The sequence below is a fragment of the Gordonia sp. CPCC 206044 genome (assembly GCF_048537895.1).
In the GTDB taxonomy this organism is placed as follows: domain Bacteria; phylum Actinomycetota; class Actinomycetes; order Mycobacteriales; family Mycobacteriaceae; genus Gordonia.
This window is the reverse complement of record NZ_JBCLVL010000010.1, coordinates 146372-166178: the sequence shown is the minus strand read 5'-3', so window position 1 is coordinate 166178 and position 19807 is coordinate 146372. Positions and strand designations below refer to the sequence as shown.

The following is a 19807-nucleotide window of genomic DNA, read 5'->3' as shown; positions in this document are numbered from 1 at the left end:
TGTTATCTCCTGGGGTTGTTGTTACATCCGAAAGTTCACTATCGTCACAACAGTCACATCAGTAACACCGGTGCGTGAAGGCCGGTTGCCCTGACAAAGCAACGGAAGGTCTGACCTTGGTCGCAACACGTCCACGGCATGCCCGGAAACGGAAGCTGTCCCTGGCGGCGGTCGGCTTGGCGCCACTGCTGCTCGCGGGTGGCATCGTCGCAGTCGCAGGCCAGAAGGTCACCACGCATTCGGTGATGCTCTCGGCTGGTTCTGAGGTGACGCTCATCGGTCACGGACTCGGACACGGTCGGGGAATGGGCCAATGGGGGGCGTACGGCTATGCCAAGAAGGGGTGGCCGGCTGCACAGATTTTGCGCCACTACTACGGCGGCACCACCGCGGGGAAGGTGGACAGGCCCGAGATCTCGGTGAGGTTGACTGGGAAGAACTCGGTGAATGTGCACGCGGACGCCGGGATGCGAGTGGGTGGCCAAACGGTGGCTCCCGGGCAGGCGGTCAGCTTGTCCGGGACCACGGCCACCATCACCAACGGATGCGGTGGCAGTGTCGTACGTACCGTCAACGCTCCCTGGGTGGAGCCGATCAACATGGCGGCGAGCCGCCCGCCGAACGAGTTCCTGAAGTACTGCGGCTCGAATCAGGCGTTCCGGGGCGCCCTCGGCTTTGCCGACGGAGGCGTGTCCAACCGCCTCCACATCGATGACTACGTCAAGGGCGTCATCCCGAAGGAGAGCATGCCGCAGTGGGCGGACTCCGGTGGCGCCGAGGCGCTGAAGGCGCAGGCCGTCGCCGCCCGGACCTATGCTCTGGCCGCCATCGCGGGCGGTAAGAAGATCGATGACACCCAGAACTCCCAGGTTTACGGTGGTGTCGCAGGCGAGGATCCGCGCACGAACCGTGCCGCGGACGCGACCGCGGGGCAGATCCTCCTGCAGGGCGGCAAACCGGCGTTCACCGAATTCTCGGCATCCACAGGCGGTTACACCGCCGGTGGTCGCTTCCCGGCAGTTCGCGACGACGGCGATTCGGTGTCGCCGAATCGCAACTGGACCGCCACGGTCAGTGCGGGCAGCATTGCCTCTGCCTTCGGTGTCGGGGGTTTGCGTGCCCTCGAGGTCGTCGAGGCCAACGGGTTGGGGGCGGAGAACGGTCGTGCCGTCAAGGTGCGCGCCGTCGGCGCCTCCCGGACCGTCGAGGTCTCCGGCGAGGATGCCCGAACGAAGTTGGGGCTCAAGTCTTCCTGGTTCTCGATCAAGGGGCAGGCGACAAAGCCCAAGATCGTCAAGCCGCCGACGGGGCCGGATGGGCCTGCGGGCGGATCCCTCGATCTCAGTAACCTCTCGTCGCTCGCCGACCAGGTGATTCCCGGTGCATCGCAGCTGCTGAACGTCGGCACCCAGGCGCTCAACGGAAAGTACGACCAACTCGGCGGTGTCACGGGTCCGTTGGGGGAGGCCATCGGCGTTCCCAACCTGACGCCCGACGGCAAGGGTCTCATCCAGGTCTTCCAGCGGGGTTTGATGCTCTTCAGTACGCAGACCGGTGCACACGCACTCGCCGGTGGAGGACTGGCGGATTACCTTGCCCGCGGCGGACTTCCGGTCCTCGGCTTCCCCGCGACAGACCGGCTTCGCTGACCTCTGTATCCGTTGGTGTATGACTGAGACGGACGGGGACGGTCGCGGTGCATACTGCTGGTCGAGTAGGCGCCGAGGCGCTAGCCGAGGGGCCGTATCGAGACCTGAAGCTGCTCGGATCGTAGTGCGTTACAGCTGATTGCCCGATCCGGGTCCCGCCATTCTCGGACACTCTCAGGTCTCGATACGGCTCTTCGGCTAGCGCCTCAGTGCCTACTCGACCGGCAGTGTGTGCGTGCAACCGTGGGGGCCGGACGCGAGATGATTGCCGGTGAACGTGATCAGTCGACTGTGGGTTCCTCGATCATGCTGGGGAAGAGTTGGTTTGCTTTCTGGTGGCGTTATGGGCGCGCCCACACTGCCGGTCGAACATGTGCCGAGGCGCCAGCCGAAGATCCGCATCGAGACCCGAATGTGCTCGGATCATATTGCGTTACAGCCGGTTGCCCAGTTCGGCCGCGTCGGACGGCTCTGGGCCCCGGTCGCGTTGGCGCGCCCACACTGCCGGTCGAGTAGGTGCCGAGGCGCCAGCCGAGGGGCCGTATCGAGACCACGCAGGCATCGAGACCGGCCGTGGTCGAGCACGGGCAGCGGAACAATGTTGTCAACACACCTGTGCAACAACACCACTCAACAGCCCGAACCTGTCAGAGGTCGCCGCTACAATTGCATCAGGGCGACGAACGTGCCGCCGAAATACATTGCTGCACAATGAAATACCTGTGGATGAACTCTTCCCGCCGAACGCATGTTCGACTACAATCGAGTCATGCCGTTGGACACCCTGATTCTGTTGCTGCGTGAGGTGACGATCGACGCTGATGCGTCCGGTCGCCAGGTCTTCGAGACCACGAAGACCTTGATGGACGTGCGGAACCTGGTCGATCATCAGTTGGCGGTGCATGTGGCGGCGATGGACAGGTTGGGGGTGGCGCAGCGTTCTGGTGGTCGCACCCGGAGGTTGTTGATCGAGATGGGTGCTGCTCCGGGTGTCGCCGACCGCTGGCTTCGCATCGGAGCCGCCCTGGACCGGTTGGAGCGGGTGGCTGCGTATTCTGCGGACGGGGTGTTCTCCGGTGAGCACGTCGACGCGGTGGTGCGCGGGATGGCTCACATCGATCAGCGGGCACCCGAACCGTTGTCGGCGGGGTCGGTGATCGAACACGAGTTGGCGTTGATCGCTCAAGCGTTCGCCGGTGCCACCCCACGCGAGGTACTGGCGGTGGCGCGCTCGCGCGGCAATCAGATCGCCGAGGATGAGGGTGGGGTGCCGGCGGCCGAAGACCGCTCGATCAACGAGGTCTCCACGACCGTGGCCGCCGATGGCCGGTTGGAGGTGTTCGCCAACCTCGACATCGTCACCGGCGAGAAACTCGTGTCCGCGGTCGAATCTCTGTCCCGCAAGCGGCCGGAACCGGACGGGTCGCCCGACGCCCGGTCGGCGGGGCAGCGTCGCGCCGATGCGTTGGAGATGATCCTGGATGCCGCGGCCAAAGCCACTCGCAGCGGTGACGCCGACATGGTGGTCGCGCCGAAAACGCAGGTGAGTGTGACCGTGCCGGCTGATCATCCGGATCGGGCGTCTCTGGAATGGTTGGGTCCGGTCTCCCAGAGCACGGCGCATTTGGTGGCGTGTGATTCCGCCGTCACCGTGTTCGACCTCGATGAGCACGGTGCACCCCTCGGCGTGAGCAACGGGACGAGGTTGTTCACCGTCCAGCAGCGTAAAGCGTTGATCGTGCGTGACCAGTGCTGTGTGAAGTGCGGAGCGGCCGCGGGATATACGCAGTGTCACCACATCATCTACTGGTCGCATGGGGGTGCCACCGTCATCGACAACGGCTGCTTGTTGTGCACCTCGTGCCACGCGCAGATTCACGCGTCCGGGTGGGAGATCATCATGGGTGCCGATAGACACCCCTGGTTGATTCCACCGGTCGAGGTCGACCCCACACGCACACCGTTACCGGCCTACAACCGACGCACCATGACCCTCGCCGCCTGACACCGACAGGCACTTCCGAAACCAATTGAGCGCGAACACTCTTCACCACACCTGATCGGCAGCCCGGCGACCCCGGGTTGTGCACGACCCTTGACACCCACCCACCGCCGATCGAGTAGCCCGCGAGGCGCAAGCCGAGCGAGCGTATCGAGATCACCCTCCCGACACCGCCATATTCATGGCCATCGAAACAGACTGACCCACCAGGACTTTCACCACGCCTGAACCAGCAACCCGGGACAACCCGGGTTGTGCACGACCCTTGACAACTCCACAGCGTGAAATGGGAAACCCTTCGGGTGCCCGCCGAATAGTGAGCCGGCGGGCACCCGAACGGTGGGCCTTGAGGACGCACGCTGGTCCGCTCCCACGGGCAAGGCGTGCAGCACCCCGGTGGGCCGGGCGAGGTACCGGAATGGTCGGCGCTGGGCACCGCCACCGAGTGCATCTGAAGGATCGAACGGCGGAACGGTCGCGTTGATCCCGAGGATCTGTCTTGTCGCCCGCCCGAAGCTGAGCGTTCGCGAACCGGCGATCGGGCAGGGTGCCTCCAGAGGCCGCGCCGTCGCAATCGCCAACGACTCCTCCGGGGGTACCCGGGGCGACACTCGCGAGGTCGCGTCTCCGGGTTCACGCGGTTGTCTCCAGGGTGAACTCTGACCGCTATCATCACGGGCCCGAGTGTCGGTCAGCGTCGGGACCGGTGGCGCGGTCGTGACAGTCCGACGTAGAGGGCTCAGCAGCCTGGTCAGGCGGCAGAAACAGGTGTCGTCACACTCCTCACCAGGGTTCCTGCTCTCCCGAGCCGTGTGCACGGGCAATCCTCAGGAAGGGTCCGTTACCCTGAACTTCCGTGACAGGCAATAGTGAAGGCACGGGCGAGAAGAACTCCTACGATCTGATCATCGTCGGTTCCGGGTTCTTCGGGCTCACCATCGCAGAGCGTGCGGCCACCCAGCTGGGCAAACGGGTTCTGGTGGTCGAGCGTCGTCATCACATCGGTGGGAATGCCTACTCTGAGGCCGAGCCGACCACGGGGATCGAGATCCACAAGTACGGCGCCCATCTGTTCCACACCTCCAACAAGCGGGTCTGGGACTATGTGAACCAGTTCACGGAGTTCACCGGCTACCAGCATCGGGTGTTCGGTCTGTACGACGGACAGGCGTATCCGCTCCCGATGGGACTCGGGTTGGTCAACCAGTTCTTCGGCCGGTACTTCACCCCCGACGAAGCGCGTGCACTCATCGCCGAGCAGGCGGCGGAGATCGACAGCGAGCAGGCGGCGAATTTCGAGGAGAAGGCGATCAGCCTGATCGGGCGACCGCTCTACGAAGCCTTCTTCAAGGGTTACACGGCCAAGCAGTGGCAGACCGATCCCAAGAATCTGCCGGCGAGCAACATCACCCGCCTTCCGGTGCGCTACAACTTCGACAACCGGTACTTCAACGACACATACGAAGGTCTGCCGGTCGGTGGCTACACGGCGTGGCTGGAAGCGATGGCGGCCGACGAGCGCATCGAGGTCCGACTCGACACCGACTGGTTCGAGGTTCGCGACGGTCTCCGCGCGGCATCGCCGGAAGCGCCCATCGTCTACACGGGCCCGCTGGACCGGTACTTCGACTATTCGCAAGGTCGACTCGGTTGGCGCACACTCGATTTCGAGACCGAGGTGCTCGAAACGGGCGACTTCCAGGGCACCCCGGTGATGAACTACAACGACGCGGACGTGCCGTACACGCGGATTCACGAGTTCCGCCACTTCCATCCCGAGCGGGACAGCTATCCCAAGGACAAGACCGTCATCATGCGCGAGTTCAGTCGATTCGCCGATGATGACGACGAGCCCTACTATCCGATCAACACCCCGGACGACCGGGCCATGGTCGCGGCCTACCGTGACCTTGCCAAGGCCGAAACGGGAGAGCACAAGGTGCTTTTCGGCGGTCGCCTGGGGACCTATCAGTACCTGGACATGCACATGGCGATCGCGAGCGCGCTCACCATGTTCGACAACACGCTGGCGCCGCACCTGGCCGATGGTGCGCCGCTGCCCGGCGCCGGGAGCGAAGCGAGCGGGCCGGACAAGACCAGTGAGGCGGAGTAGATGACGGTGACCAACGTGCAGCCGACGACCCCGACCGACGTGGCAGACGATCCCACGTCGAAGGCGAAAACGCTTCTGCAGCGGGTGATCTTTCCCCGGCCGGGTGAGCCGATCGATGTGCGGTCGCTGTACCTGGTGGAGTCTCCGGACAATCCGCGACGGGCGCATGCCCCGAGTCGCACGTCGGTACTGCTCGGCGACGAATCCGAGGTCAGCTTCGAGACGTACTTCAATGCCTTCGCCGCCTCGTACTGGCGCCGGTGGAGCATCTTGACGTCGGTCGTGCTGCGTGTCGAGGTCATCGGCACCGCTCGTGTGGACATCTACCGGTCCAAGATCGACGGCTCCCGTATCGCGGTCGACGGCGACCTCATCGTCACCGACGAAAACGGCCGTGGTGTCATCGAATTCGAGTGCGACCTGGGTCCGTTCGAAGACGGCGGGTGGATCTGGTTCGACATCACCACCGATACCGAGACCCAGATCGTGGCAGCCGGGTGGTATGCCCCGATCGACAGTCCCGGCGGTGCGGACACCAAGCGGGTCACCATCGGGATCCCGACCTTCAACCGGCCAACCGACGCGGTCAATGCGCTGGCCGCGCTGACCTCGGATCCGTTGGTGGACGGGGTGATCGATGCGGTGTTGATGCCCGACCAGGGCAACCGCAAGGTGGTCGACGAACCCGGATACACCGAGGCGGCGACAGCGCTCGGCGAGCGACTACACATCTTCGACCAGCCGAATCTCGGTGGTTCCGGCGGCTACGCCCGGATCATGTACGAGGCGTTGCGGCGCACCGATTCTCCGTACATCCTCTACATGGACGACGACATCATGATCGAGCCGGACTCGATCCTGCGTGCACTCGCGATGTCGCGCTTCGCGAAGAAGCCCATGTTGGTCGGCGGTCAGATGCTCAACCTGCAGGACCGCAGTCATCTGCACTGCATGGGTGAGGTGATCAACCGGAACACCTTCATGTGGACGGCCGCGCCGTTCGTCAGCTACGACCACAACTTCTCGAAGTACCCTCTGCGCGATCGGGAGAACTCCAAGAACCTGCACAGGCGCATCGATGTCGAGGGCAACGGTTGGTGGATGTGCATGATCCCGCGCGAATGCGCGGAGACCATCGGTCTACCGATGCCCCTGTTCATCAAGTGGGACGACTGGGAGTTCGGGTTGCGCGCCGCGAAGGCCGGTTATCCGACGGCGACGGTCCCGGGCATCGCGATCTGGCACATGGCCTGGAGCGACAAGGACGACGCGATCGACTGGCAGGCGTACTTCCACCTGCGTAACCGCCTGGTGGTGGCGTCCATCGTGCATGACGGCCCGATCGACGGCATTCTCAAGTCGATGGCCAAGGCAACAGCGAAACACCTTTTGTGCCTTGAGTACTCGACGGTGGCCATCCAGAACGAGGCCATCCGTGACTTCCTCGCGGGGCCCGATCACATCCGATCCCTGCTGCCCACGGCGCTGCCCAAGATCGCCGAGATGCGCAAGCAGTACCCCGACGCGGTGGTGCTGCCGTCGGCGACCGAGCTGCCCCGCACGAGTGGGGAGGCGACCCACCTCGGCACGAGCGTGCCGGTCGGCAAGGTGGCCAAGATCAAGGCCCTCGCGGCGGCAGTCCTCAACAATGCGCGTCCGGCCGACCCGCGCCACCACGAGGTCCCGCAGGCCAACTACCCGCCGATCGAGGCGCGCTGGTTCAGCCTCGGCCGGGTCGACGGGGTCACGGTGACCACCGCTGACGGCCGCGGTGTCGTGTACCGGCAGCGTGACCGTGACAAGATGATCGCGCTGGCGAAAGAGTCGGCGGCGCTGGTCCGGGAACTCAAGGAACGATTCCCGACGATGCGCGAGACCTACCGCGCCAAACATCAGGAACTGACGAGTCAGGAGAGCTGGGCGCGTGTCTTCGGAATCGACGACTGAGGTCGTGTCGCCGGCAACGGGCGAGGCCGCCGTGCTGGTCGGAATCCAGTCCGCGCTCGCAGGGCGGCCAGGAGTGCTGCCTGCGGCCCGGGGACTGTCCCACTTCGGTGAGCACTCGCTGGGTTGGCTGGCCATCGCCGGTGCCGGCGCGTTGAGCGCGCATCGTCGCGGTGACACCGCAGCCCGGCGCCGATGGATGGAGGCCGGCGTCGGCGCATTCGGCGCGCACGCGGCGTCGGTGATCATCAAGCGTGTGGTGCGGCGCCCGCGTCCGACGCACCCGGACATCGCCGTCGGCGTCTCCACTCCGAGCCGGTTGAGTTTCCCGTCGTCGCACGCCACGTCGACCACGGCGGCCGCGCTTCTCATCGGGCGCGCGGCCGGATTGCCGCCCGCCGCGCTGCCCGCGGTGCTGGTTCCGCCGATGCTGCTGTCTCGGCTGGTCCTGGGCGTGCATTACCCGACTGACGTGCTCGCCGGTGCCGCGATCGGTGCCGCGAGCGCAGCCGCCGTGGTGGCGGGTGACAAACTGATCGCGACAACCGACCGCGGCTAGGCAGGTGCGGGCACCCGTGGTTGCCCGCATGCCCCGACGACGAGCCGCGCCCGACACGAAATGAACCCGAGGACATGAGCGAAGAGCCCATCGAGCACGAAGCGGTGCCCGGACCGCCGAAGAACCTGACGGCAGGTCTCATCAAGGCGGTGCGCCCGCGGCAGTGGGTCAAGAACGTCCTCGTGTTGGCCGCTCCGCTGGCCGCGGGGAACATCGACGACGTCGACGTGCTCGGTCGATCGGCGATCGCGTTCGTCGCGTTCTGTCTGGTGGCGTCGTGTATCTATCTGGTCAACGACGCCAAGGACGTGGAGTCCGACCGCAACCACCCGACCAAACGCTTCCGGCCGATCGCCGCAGGTGTGGTGCCCGTCCAGCTCGCATATCTGCTCGCCGTGGTGTTCGGGGTGGCGTCCCTCGTCATCGCGTTCCTGGCGAACTGGGAGACCGCGGTGGTCATCGCGATCTACCTGGTGATCCAGCTCGGGTACTGCTTCGGCCTGAAGAACCAGGCCGTCATCGACATCTGCATCGTGTCGTCGGGGTTCTTGCTACGCGCGATCGCCGGTGGTGTCGCGGCGGAGATCGAACTCTCGCAGTGGTTCCTGCTGGTGATGGCGTTCGGTTCCCTGTTCATGGCGGCAGGCAAGCGGTATGCGGAACTGCAGCTCGCCGAGCGGACCGGCGCCAAGATCCGGAAAGCCCTGCAGTACTACACGACCACTTATCTGCGTTTCGTGTGGACGTTGTCGGCGACCGCGGTGGTCGTCTTCTACGGCCTGTGGGCCTTCGACAAGAATTCCGGGCACGACACCAACGTCGCGTATGCCATCTCGATGGTTCCGTTCACCATCGCCATCCTTCGCTACGCCGTCGACATCGACGGCGGGCAGGCGGGAGAACCCGAGGAGATCGCGCTCGGCGACCGCGTCCTACAGCTGCTGGCAGTCGCCTGGATAGTATGCGTGGGTGTCGCGGTCTATGCAGTCTGAGCAGTCATCCTCCGGCCACCCGGACGATCCGCTGATCACCGACGACGCGCACTCCGACACCGACGCTCCGACCACCGCCATCCCGCGTGTCGAGGATGACGGCGATCACGCCGATCCGGTCGAACCGGAGGGGTCGAATCGTCGCGGTCTGCGTGCGTGGGGACCCCGTCAGTGGATTCCGGCCGCCAGCTTCCTGATCGGCGCGGTGCTCGTCACCACGTTCTTCGCGATCGGCGCCTGGCAGCGCCGATGGATCGCCGACGACGGCCTGATCGTGTTGCGCACCCTGCGTAACCTCTTCGCCGGTAACGGCCCGGTCTTCAACGCGGGCGAACGTGTGGAGGCCAACACCTCGACCGCGTGGACCTACGTGCTGTGGTTCTGGGCCTGGGTCACCGACGGACAACTCGAGTACGTCGCGCTCTGGGTGGCGCTGCTCCTGTCGGTGGCTGCCATCCCGATCGCCATGTACGGCACCGCACGCCTCTACCGGAAGCGTCTAGGCGGACTCACCGGCGACGGGTTCACACTGTTGCTGCCGTTCGGCGCCATCATCTACATCGCGCTGCCGCCGGCCCGCGACTTCGCCACCAGCGGCCTGGAGAACGGGCTCTGCATCTTCTGGGTCGCGGTGTTGTGGTGCCAGTTGGTGGCGTGGAGTCGACGTTCTGGATCGGGCACCACCGGTTGGCAGCGAACCGCCACCCTGGTGCTCGCGTTCACCGCGGGGCTGGCCCCACTGGTGCGTCCGGAACTCACCGTTCTCGGCGGTCTCGCCTTGCTGATGCTCGTGCTCGCGCCCACGTCGTGGAAGATGCGGGTCGCGATGATCGTGGTGGCCGCGGTGCTACCGGTCGGGTACCAGATCTTCCGGATGGGCTATTACGCCCTCCTCGTGCCGAATCCTGCAGTCGCCAAGGACGCCAGCGGCGCCAAGTGGCATCAGGGATTCCTGTATCTGAGCAACCTGTTCGGCCCGTACCTGCTGTTGCTCCCGGTCGTGCTCGCGGTGGTGGCAGGAGTGCTGCTCGTCGTCGGGGTGCGGCTGCGGGAGAAGCCGGAGATCGCCGACGATGGCGTGTCGTCGGAGCCGCGCTCGTGGCGGAACCGCCTGTCGGACTGGTCGGCTGCACTGCAGACACCGACCGCGGTCGTCGTCATGGTGGTGTTCGGGGGTCTCGTCGGCGGTACCTATTGGATGCGTCAGGGCGGCGACTTCATGCACGGCCGCGTGCTGCTGGTGCCGCTGTTCACCGCGCTGCTGCCCCTGATGATCTTGCCGGTCACGATCCCGGGTCACCTTCGCGCCGCGTTCCGTGGCGATCCTGCCGAGCGCCGCAAGCGGACTCGTTACGCGTTGGCGGGCGCGGTCACCATGGCCGCGATGTGGATCACCACCCTGGTCTGGGCGATCACCTGCCACGGGAACGTGCTGCCCAACGCGGGCACCGACATCGGCCGCAGCGGCATCGTCGATGAGCGCAGGTTCTACGTGACCAACATGGGCAACGAGAATCCGGTCACCGCCGCGGACTACCTCGACTACCCGCGGATGCACGCGATGGTGGACTGGATCGACAAGTATCACGGCCAGGGCGGCGTGATCCTGCCGTCGTTCAATTACGACGAGTGGTACATCGCGAAGCTGCCCGGTAACACGCCGCCGCAGCAGCGCAAGCTGTCGGTGTACTTCCTCAATCTGGGTATGACCAGTATGAATGCCCCGCTGGACGTGCGCGTGATCGACCAGATGGGCCTGGCGTATCCGCTCGCCGCGCACACCGAGCGGCTCACCGACGGCCGTATCGGCCACGACAAGAACCTGCCGTCGGAGTGGGTCGTCGCCGAGGCGGGTGCCTTCCCGCGCCGACCGGTGCTGCCCGGCTATCTCGATGAGGACATGGTCCGGCAGGCCGAGGTGGCGCTGACCTGCCAGCAGACCAAGGACCGGTTCGCCTCGTTCCAGGCGCCGTGGACGCTGTCGCGGTTCCGGCACAACCTCGAACAGGCCTTCACGTTCACCGACTACCGGATCGAGCGTGAACCAGAATACGAGATCCAACGATGCGGACTCACCATGCCGCCGCGCATCCATCCGCGCTGATCCCAGCGGGCGCGAACGTCTCGGTTTGCCGACGATGATCTCGAATCGGTAACGTTCGCGCGGATCTGGTCGATAGAAGAATGCGACCAGGACACCTGGCTCGGTGCTTTTTGCTGCGCACGACGTCGGCGTGCTGTGACTGTCGTCACGGCGTTTGTCAGCGTTGGAGGCATGCAATAGGGTTCCTGAACGGTGCCTGAAGACGAGTTGAGGGGCGCGCAAGTGCGTGCCGCCACCGGCTTCGGGCGTCGGGTGCGGGGAGGACCGAGCGGCCGGGTGTCGCAGAACGATCTGGTGGACGGGCAGGGCCCGGACCACACCAGGTGACAAAGGGAGATATCAGTCGATGCGCGAAGCTGCTGCCAAGCCGCGGGGATCGGGTAGGACCCACCACCGATTCATTGCCGTGGTCATCGCCATGGCGACCGTGATCGGTCTCGCCGGTGTGATCACCGGAGCCGGTCAGGCCAACGCACGAATCGGTGGGACCCAGGTAGGCAAGCAGGAGTTCTGGGTCAACGGCTGCGGTATGCCGAACGTGAAGGTCCGTGCCTGGAAGCGCCCCGGCAACTACAAGACCGTCATCATGCTCGACGGCATGCGCGCCCAGTACGACTACAGCGGCTGGGAGATCAACACCAACATCCAGGAGATGGTGAAGTCCGGCGTCAACGTCGTCGAGCCCATCGGCGGTCCTGCCAGCTTCTACACCGACTGGAATGCCCCGAGTAACTTCAACGGGCAGAAGTACACCTACAAGTGGAACTGCGTCATCACGCGATCGCTGGTCCGTGGACTCGACGCACGTGGATTCCGCGTGGGTAACGGCAAGTACGCGATCATGGGACTCTCGTCCGGCGGTAACGCCGCGCTGGTGATCGGTGCGCAGAACCGCCACAACTTCGACCGTGCCGGCTCGTTGTCGGGCTATGACTTCCTGAGTGCCCCGGGTATGCACACGATGATCCGCCTGGCGATGCTCGACGTCGATCCGAAGCCGTGGAACGTCGACGCGATGTGGGGCCCGCCGTGGGATGCCCGCTGGTACCAGAACGATCCGTTCATGAACATCAACCGGATGAAGGGCATGAAGATCTTCACCGGTTCGGGTAATGGCCTGTTCGGGCGGTACAACGCCCTGCCGAACGTCTTCGACGACCTCTTCAAGGGTTCGACCCTCGAGGTGCTGGCGCTGGCGCAGCGCAAGGCGTTCGAGGCTGCCGCCCTCGTGCAGGGACTGCCGGTGATGAGCTACGACGCCGCGGGCACCCACGCCTGGGGCTACTGGCAGGACATGGTCTGGAACGCGAAGGCTCGCGGCTTCTTCCGCTGATCCTTCGCGGGCCCGCCCGCGAGCAACATTAGTCACACAAATCCCACGCGTAACAGCGTGGCGCACGCAAAACAGAACGCCCTACGTGTATGAACATCACGTAGGGCGTTCTGTTGCATATGAGGTCACTGTTACTGAAGTGACTCAAGCTCTCGGAACGCCGTCTCGATTCGGGGTGTGAAGGAGTTCTGCGAGCGATGTGGGCAGTGGTGCGAGGGCCGGTGCGAGACCGGCGACCGTCGGGGGCGGCTGATGGCCGAGGTATGGGATCGACCATGAGGCGCAGGACGAGGGCGACGATCGTCGCCGCTGCGGCGGCATCTGCCGCAGCGGTCCTGACCGTGGGGCTCACCCCCGCGGTGACCGCAGCTCCGCAGCCGCCGGCCGCGGAGTCGCCCGCGCCGCGCCCGGCCGACCCGGCCGCGCCGTCACCCGCCGCGCCGGCGCCCGAGTCGGCGCCCCCCGCGTCGCCGGGCCAGCAGGCGCCGCGTCCGGCAGCGCCTGCGCCCGAGTCGTCGACACCCGCGCCCAAGCCGCCCTATGTCTCCCCGACGGCGAATCAGCCGGTGCGGGTGACCAAGACGTTCTGGTACTCCGACCGTCGCGTCGCCCTGTGGGTGTTCTCGCCGGCGATGAACACGACCATCCAGGTGCAGATGCTCCTGGCGCGTGACTGGTGGGCCAAGCCGAAGGAGAAGTTCCCGCAGCTGGTCTCGCTCGACGGCCTGCGCGCGCAGGAGGATCAGAGCGGTTGGATCATCAACACCGACATCGAGAACTTCTACCGCGACAAGAACGTCAACGTGGTGCTCCCGATCGGTGGTGAATCGAGCTTCTACACCGACTGGAAGGAACCCGACAAGAGCAAGCTGTACCGGTGGGAGTCCTTCCTCATCAAGGAATTGCCGCCGGTTCTCGAGGACCAATGGCGTTCCACCGACGTCCGCGGCATCCAGGGGCTGTCCATGGGCGGCTCCGCGGCGATGATGCTGGCGGCACGTAACCCGGGCTTCTACAAGTACGCCGCTTCGTTCTCGGGCATTCTGCAGATGACGTCCTACGGAATGCCGCAGGCCATCCAGTTCGCGCTGCGCGACGGTGGCGGCTACGACGCGTTCAAGATGTTCGGCCCGCCGAGTGACCCGGCGTGGAAGGAGCACGATCCCTATCTGCTCGCCGACAAGCTGCGCGGCACGAGTCTGTACGTCTCGTCCGGCAACGGGCTCGTCGGACCGCACGACAAACCGTCCGACATCCCCATGCTCGCCACCAATTACTCGGGTGTCGGTCTGGAGATCCTCAGCAGGGTGACGTCGCAGCAGTTCGCCATCAAGCTCAATCAGCTCGGCATCCCCGGACAGGCGGTGTATCGCCCATCGGGTACACACACGTGGGCGTACTGGCAGTTCGAGATGCATCAGTCGTGGCCGCAGGCGGCTGCCGCGCTCGGGATCGGCGGCGACCGTCCCGCGTGCAAGGTCGGATTCCGGAAGGTCTACGACGCGAACCGCAAGGATCTGGGCGAATGCCTGACGCCGGTCTACCCGGTGCCCGGCGGTAAGGCGCAGGACTTCCGCGGGGGTCGCATCATCACCGGACCGAAGGGGCCCAAGGTGATCGGTGGCGGCATCGGTGGCGCCTACGTCCAGGCCGGCGGGCCGGGAGGAAAGCTCGGACTCCCCACGAGTGACGAGCTGCCCACGCGCGATGGCAAGGGACGGTTCAACACCTTCCAGCGCGGCAAGATCGTCTGGACCGCCAAAGACGGTGCACGCGTCACCAAGTGACGTCGCCCCGACCCCGCGGCAATCCGCGGGGTCGGGTCCACAACTGGGCGCAAGCCATGGGCCGCCTGAACTTTCGCTGAGGAATCCAGGAGTTTCCGCAGGTCGGGTGGGTCGCTGCGTCAGAGAGTGCCTGCGGAGCGGGTAGCCTGACGCCAGGCGGATCGCCGAGGTGCGAGCCGCAAGATGCAACCGGGGCCGGCAGCGATCGGGGCATGACGCCGATTGCTGTACGTGCGCGACGAGGAAGTGACGATGACCAGATTTCTGCAACTCGCGATGGTCGTGGCGGGTGCCGCGCTGGCGTTGGGTTCGGTGTCGGCGTGCTCCGACGATTCGACGGCCTCTGCACCTCTCACCAGCAACCCCGTCACCACGACATCGATGTACTCGACACAGCCGCAGGCATCCGACTCGTCGGAGGCGCCTGCACAGTCGCCGGGCTCCGAAACCGTGCAGTCCGCGTCGGGCGGGTCCGAACTGCCCGCCACCGCGCCGAGCCCGGCCACCGGTACCCCGCAAGATGTTCCGGGTCCCAACGGGCAGAAGGTGAGTGCCAAGGGACAGGCGTACCTCGACGCGCTCAAGACGCAGAAGGTCACATTCATGGGGGACACCGACAACTCGGTGGCGCTCACGATGGCCGAGTACGTCTGCAACGAACGGCGCAAGGGCACCGACCCGGTCACCGTGAAGGCGTTCGTCACCGCATCGGTAGGCCCGGGCACCAAGACGGTTGCCGAGGCAAACGCCAAGGCCGACAAGGTGATCAAAGCTGCTGACAACAATTACTGCTGATCGTGGGTGCACGTAGGGCGACGTCTCGTCGCAAACGGAGGGTGCCCAGATTCCTGCTGGTGTTGGGTCTGTTGGCGATCATCGCGATCGTTCTGATCGTGATCCTGGTGATCACCCTGCTCAAGCCGGGCCCACCCCCGATCCCGGGTCCCGGCGGACCGTCGACGACCGAGACGAGGGAACGTCCGGACGCGCAGTCGGCGTCGTGCCCCGATGTGCTCACGCTGGTGGTCCCGGGCACCTGGGAATCGTCGGCGAATGACGACCCATATCACCCGACGGCCAACCCCGCCTCGTTGATGTTGCGGGTGTCGAAGGCCATCGACGCCGAGTTCCCGTCGTCGCGGACGAGTGTGTACACCGTGCCCTACGTGGCGCAGTTCCGTAATCCGACGAATCTCGCCGACCGACAGCAGAACTACAACGACTCGCGCAAGCAGGGCTACGACCGTGCGGCAGCGAAGATCGCCGACACCAATCAGAAGTGTCCGCTGACTCGCTACGTGATCATGGGCTTCTCGCAGGGCGCGGTCATCGCGGGTGATCTCGCGAGCAACATCGGCAACGGTCGCGGTCCCCTCGACGAATCCGACCAGGATCTGGTCCTCGGTGTGGGCCTCATCGCCGACGGCCGCCGCGAGCCGGGCAAGCAGAACGACATCGGCCCGTCGCCGGACGGTGTGGGTGCCGAGATCGCGCTCGCCGGGATGGGCGGCATCGTGCCCGGTATCGCCATGACCGGTCCACGTGACGGTGGCTTTGGCTCGGTCCGAGATCGTGTCCAATCCATTTGTGCCGAAGGCGATCTCATCTGTGATTCGCCGACGGTGACGAATCCGATCGGTGCGGTGGGGCAATTGGCCGGTGCCATCAACAACCCGGTGCACGCCATGTACGCGACACCGCGGTACTGGTCTTTCGACGGATCCACCGCGACACAGTGGATGTACAGCTGGGCCAGCAGCGTGATCGACGACGCCCCGCGACCCGCGCACAACTGATCGCGGCGCAGTGCCTGCGGGCTCCTCGAGTGACCGAAGTGGGTCAAAGGTCCCAGTTGTGGAATAGGTCGTAACCTGCCGTCGACCTTGAACGATGTGTTTTGTGGTGCCCAATCGCTGGACTAACGTGTTGGCGAATCGGCGACCCGGCAACTGTCGGGTCGGAAGCGAGCGCGCGTGAGCGCATGAGGAGTACGTAGAGCATGAGCGAACCACCGAACCTGCGAAAGTTCCGGTTCGGCGCCGGCGGCGAGGGCAACAAGGACGAGGGCGGCGCCCGCAAGTTCGTGAAGCTCGCACAGACCGCCGAAGAGTACGGGTACGACACCTTCGCGGTGCCCGACCATCTCGGCAACCAGGTCGGCCCGCTGGCGGCGCTCGGTGCCCTCACCCAGGCCACCAGCACCATCCGGCTCGGCACGTCGGTGTTGGCCAACGGTTGGCGGCACCCGGCACTCCTGGCGAAGGAGGCCACCACCATCGACGTGCTCTCCAAAGGTCGCCTCGAACTCGGCATCGGCGCCGGCTGGATGAAGGAAGAGTTCGACAAGGCCGGTATCGAGTTCGAATCCCCCGGTGTGCGTATCCGTCGTCTCGACGAGGCGTTGACCATCCTCGACGGGCTGATGCGCGGGGAGACGGTGGATTTCGACGGCGAGTTCTATCAGATCAATGGCCTCGAGGGCAGTCCGCGCCCGCGTCAGGGGCCGCGTCCGCCGATTGCGGTCGGCGGTGGCGGGCCCAAGATGCTGGCCCTGGCGGCCAAGCACGCCGACATCATCTCGGTGGCGCCGGGCACCACCCGCGACGGCAAGATGAAGTTGTCGGACATGACGATCGAGAAGACGGCCGAGCGTGTGGACCGGATCCGGCAGGCGGCGGGCGACCGGTTCGACGACATCGAGCTGAACTGGACGATCGCGGTGATCGTGATCACCGACGACCGGCAGGCGACCGCGGAGATGGCGTTGAAGGCGCTCGCACAGGGCTATCCGCCGAACATCGCGCAGGACACCGAGTTCACCGTCGACGACGTGCTGACGTCTCCGTACATCGCGATCGGCAGTTTCGAGGAGATCGCCGATCAGATCCGCGAGGTCCGTCGCCGCACGTCGATGTCCTACGTGGGTGTCTTCCCCACTCAGATGGATGCGTTCGCACCGGTCATCCAGCTTCTCAAGGGGGAGTAGGATTGCCGACGACTTGACGCGAAATGCCGAGGTCAACCCGCATCGTGGGACCGCGGAGCCGCAGGGTGTGTCCGGATTACACCCCGGCGAAGATCGTGTTGACGATCACGAGCATTTAGGTGAGACAAACAGATTGGACTACCGTGACCGCGGTAGTACGAGAGGGCGTGGACAGCGGTGATCGGTGGTAATCGGGGGAATGCCGACCGGTCCGGGGGGAACAACCGCTGTGTGCGTGGGGGCCACAGGAGTAATGGATGCTGAACACAGAATTTGAGCAGTTCCTCGATGAGAACGGGCAGTTGCACTTCACCGAGGACGCCACGCTCGTCGACTACGTCGAACGCAACGTGCGCGACGAGGCCGACACCCTCGCCTACCGCTTCATCGACTACAGCCGGGAGCGCGACGGTGAGGCCCAGGATCTGACCTGGGCGCAGTTCGGCAAGCGACTGCGTGCTGTCGCGGCGCGGCTGCAGCAGGTCACCGAGCCGGGTGACCGCGTCGCCATCCTCGCGCCGCAGTCGCTCGAATACGTGATCGGTTTCTTCTCGGCGCTCTACGCCAGCACCATCGCCGTCCCCCTGTTCTCCCCCGACGAGCCCGGCCACACCGATCGGCTGCACGCGGTCCTCGGTGACTGCAAGCCGAAGGCCATCCTGACCTCTACGAAGTCCGCCGAGGCGGTCCGCGACTTCTTCGCGCCGCTGCCGGCCAAGGAACGTCCGCGCGTCATCGCGGTGGACGCCGTTCCCGACTCGGTCGGATCGAGCTGGGTCGCGCCGGTCGCCGGTAAGGACCACAACAAGGACACCGTCGCCTATCTGCAGTACACCTCGGGTTCGACCCGGGTGCCCGCAGGCGTCGAGATCACCTATCAGGCCGTGGCCGCCAACGTGCTGCAGATCTACGACACCATCGAGATCGACCGCAATGCCCGGGGTGTCACCTGGCTGCCGATGTTCCACGACATGGGTCTGCTCACGGTGATCCTGCCGGCGCTCGGCGGTCGTTACATCACGATCATGAGTCCGCAGGCCTTCGTCCGGCGTCCGGGCCGCTGGATCAAGGAACTGGCCGCGGCGAGCGATGGTGCCGAGACCTACGCGGCCGCCCCGAACTTCGCCTTCGAGCATGCCGCGGTGCGTGGTCTGCCGAAGGACGGCGAAACCCTCGACCTGTCGAACGTGATCGGTCTGATCAACGGTTCCGAGCCGGTCACCGTCAGCTCGATGAAGAAGTTCAACGAGGCATTCGGCCCGTACGGACTGCCCAAGACCGCCATCAAGCCGTGCTACGGCATGGCCGAGGCAACCCTGTTCGTCTCCGCGACACAACGCGAGAACGAGGCCAAGGTCATCTACGTCGACCGTGACGAGCTCAATGCCGGCCGGTTCAAACTCGTCGACCAGCATGCAACGAACGCGGTGACGCAGGTCAGCTGTGGTCAGGTCGCGGTGTCGCAGTGGGCGGCCATCGTCGACCCGGAGACCGGGCAGGAGCAGGCCGACGGTCAGGTCGGCGAGATCTGGCTGCACGGGCTCAACATCGGCGCGGGTTACTGGAACAAGCCTGCGGAGTCCGAGGACACCTTCCACAACGCCATCACAACGCCGCTGTCGGAGGGCTCGCACACCGAGGGCGCCCCGGCGGACGCCGAGTGGATGCGCACCGGTGACTACGGGGTGTGGCTGGACGGCGAGCTCTACATCACCGGGCGCGTCAAGGACCTGGTGATCGTCGACGGCCGTAACCACTATCCCCAGGACCTCGAGTACAGCGCGCAGGAAGCCAGCTCGAGTCTGCGTCCGGGTTTCATCGCGGCGTTCTCGGTTCCGGCCAACCAGCTGCCCAAGGAAGTCTTCGAGCAGTCGACCAGTGGTCTGAAGTTCGACGCCGAAGACGCGTCCGAGCAGTTGGTCGTCGTCGCCGAGCGTGGGCCGGGCAAACGGCACGACCCCCAGGAGATCGCCGACACCGTGCGTGCCGCGATCGCCCAGCGTCACGGCGTGATGGCCCGCGACATACTCCTGGTCCCCGCCGGGTCGATCCCGCGGACCTCCAGCGGCAAGATCGCGCGGCGTGCCACCCGGACCGCCTACATCGACGGCAGCCTGCGTGGCGGCTACAAGCAGACCGCGTTCCCGGACGCCGAGCAGTAGTCGACCATCTGTCCGTACGACGCTGCCCTTGAACCCGAGGTGCGAGTTGATCCCTGAGATCCGGACGTCGAGTCCCCGGTGCGAGCCGTGAGTGTTCGACGGTCACGGCAGGTCGAGCGTGCGAGTGTCCAACGATCCCTGAGGTGCGAGCTTTCGAGCCACGACGGGTCCCGATC

Annotated in this window: 13 protein-coding genes; all 13 read left to right on the top strand. The window is 65.4% G+C overall.

The window, feature by feature from the left end:
* Positions 1-116: 116 nt before the first annotated feature.
* Positions 117-1649 carry a SpoIID/LytB domain-containing protein gene (locus AAFP35_RS17255; RefSeq protein WP_419222858.1) on the top strand — a complete coding sequence of 511 codons (1533 nt, stop codon included), beginning with the start codon at positions 117-119 and terminating at the stop codon, positions 1647-1649.
* 748 nt (positions 1650-2397) lie between these two features.
* Positions 2398-3654, top strand: coding sequence for a DUF222 domain-containing protein (locus AAFP35_RS17250; RefSeq protein WP_419222857.1), 1257 nt, complete (start codon positions 2398-2400; stop codon positions 3652-3654).
* Positions 3655-4507: 853 nt separating this feature from the next.
* Positions 4508-5764 carry a UDP-galactopyranose mutase gene (gene glf, locus AAFP35_RS17245; protein ID WP_419222856.1) on the top strand — a complete coding sequence of 419 codons (1257 nt, stop codon included), beginning with the start codon at positions 4508-4510 and terminating at the stop codon, positions 5762-5764.
* The gene (locus AAFP35_RS17240) at positions 5765-7711 is read left to right on the top strand and encodes a glycosyltransferase (protein ID WP_419222855.1); all 1947 of its coding nucleotides are present in this window, start codon (positions 5765-5767) and stop codon (positions 7709-7711) included.
* The gene (locus tag AAFP35_RS17235; protein WP_419222854.1) at positions 7689-8267 is read left to right on the top strand and encodes a phosphatase PAP2 family protein; all 579 of its coding nucleotides are present in this window, start codon (positions 7689-7691) and stop codon (positions 8265-8267) included. The genes AAFP35_RS17240 and AAFP35_RS17235 overlap by 23 nt, the downstream gene beginning before the upstream one ends.
* Before the next feature lie 74 nt (positions 8268-8341).
* Entirely contained in the window at positions 8342-9259 is a 918-nt protein-coding gene (locus AAFP35_RS17230; RefSeq protein ID WP_419222853.1) for a decaprenyl-phosphate phosphoribosyltransferase, read from the top strand.
* Positions 9249-11363 (top strand): flagellar motor control protein ZomB, encoded by a 2115-nt coding sequence (gene zomB / locus AAFP35_RS17225; protein WP_419222852.1) that lies wholly within the window; start codon positions 9249-9251, stop codon positions 11361-11363. Before AAFP35_RS17230 ends, zomB begins: the two co-directional genes overlap by 11 nt.
* A gap of 346 nt (positions 11364-11709) precedes the next feature.
* Positions 11710-12696, top strand: a complete 987-nt coding sequence (locus AAFP35_RS17220; RefSeq protein WP_419222851.1) for an alpha/beta hydrolase — start codon at positions 11710-11712, stop codon at positions 12694-12696.
* A gap of 275 nt (positions 12697-12971) precedes the next feature.
* Complete coding sequence (locus AAFP35_RS17215) at positions 12972-14483, top strand: alpha/beta hydrolase-fold protein (RefSeq protein ID WP_419222850.1); 1512 nt, start codon at positions 12972-12974, stop codon at positions 14481-14483.
* A 252-nt stretch (positions 14484-14735) separates the two neighbouring features.
* Entirely contained in the window at positions 14736-15278 is a 543-nt protein-coding gene (locus AAFP35_RS17210; protein ID WP_419222849.1) for a DUF732 domain-containing protein, read from the top strand.
* 2 nt (positions 15279-15280) lie between these two features.
* Complete coding sequence (locus AAFP35_RS17205; RefSeq protein WP_419222848.1) at positions 15281-16279, top strand: cutinase family protein; 999 nt, start codon at positions 15281-15283, stop codon at positions 16277-16279.
* A 203-nt stretch (positions 16280-16482) separates the two neighbouring features.
* Positions 16483-17469 (top strand): LLM class F420-dependent oxidoreductase, encoded by a 987-nt coding sequence (locus AAFP35_RS17200; protein WP_419222847.1) that lies wholly within the window; start codon positions 16483-16485, stop codon positions 17467-17469.
* A 257-nt stretch (positions 17470-17726) separates the two neighbouring features.
* Positions 17727-19631 (top strand): long-chain-fatty-acid--AMP ligase FadD32, encoded by a 1905-nt coding sequence (fadD32, locus tag AAFP35_RS17195; protein ID WP_419222846.1) that lies wholly within the window; start codon positions 17727-17729, stop codon positions 19629-19631.
* The last annotated feature ends 176 nt before the right edge of the window (positions 19632-19807 follow it).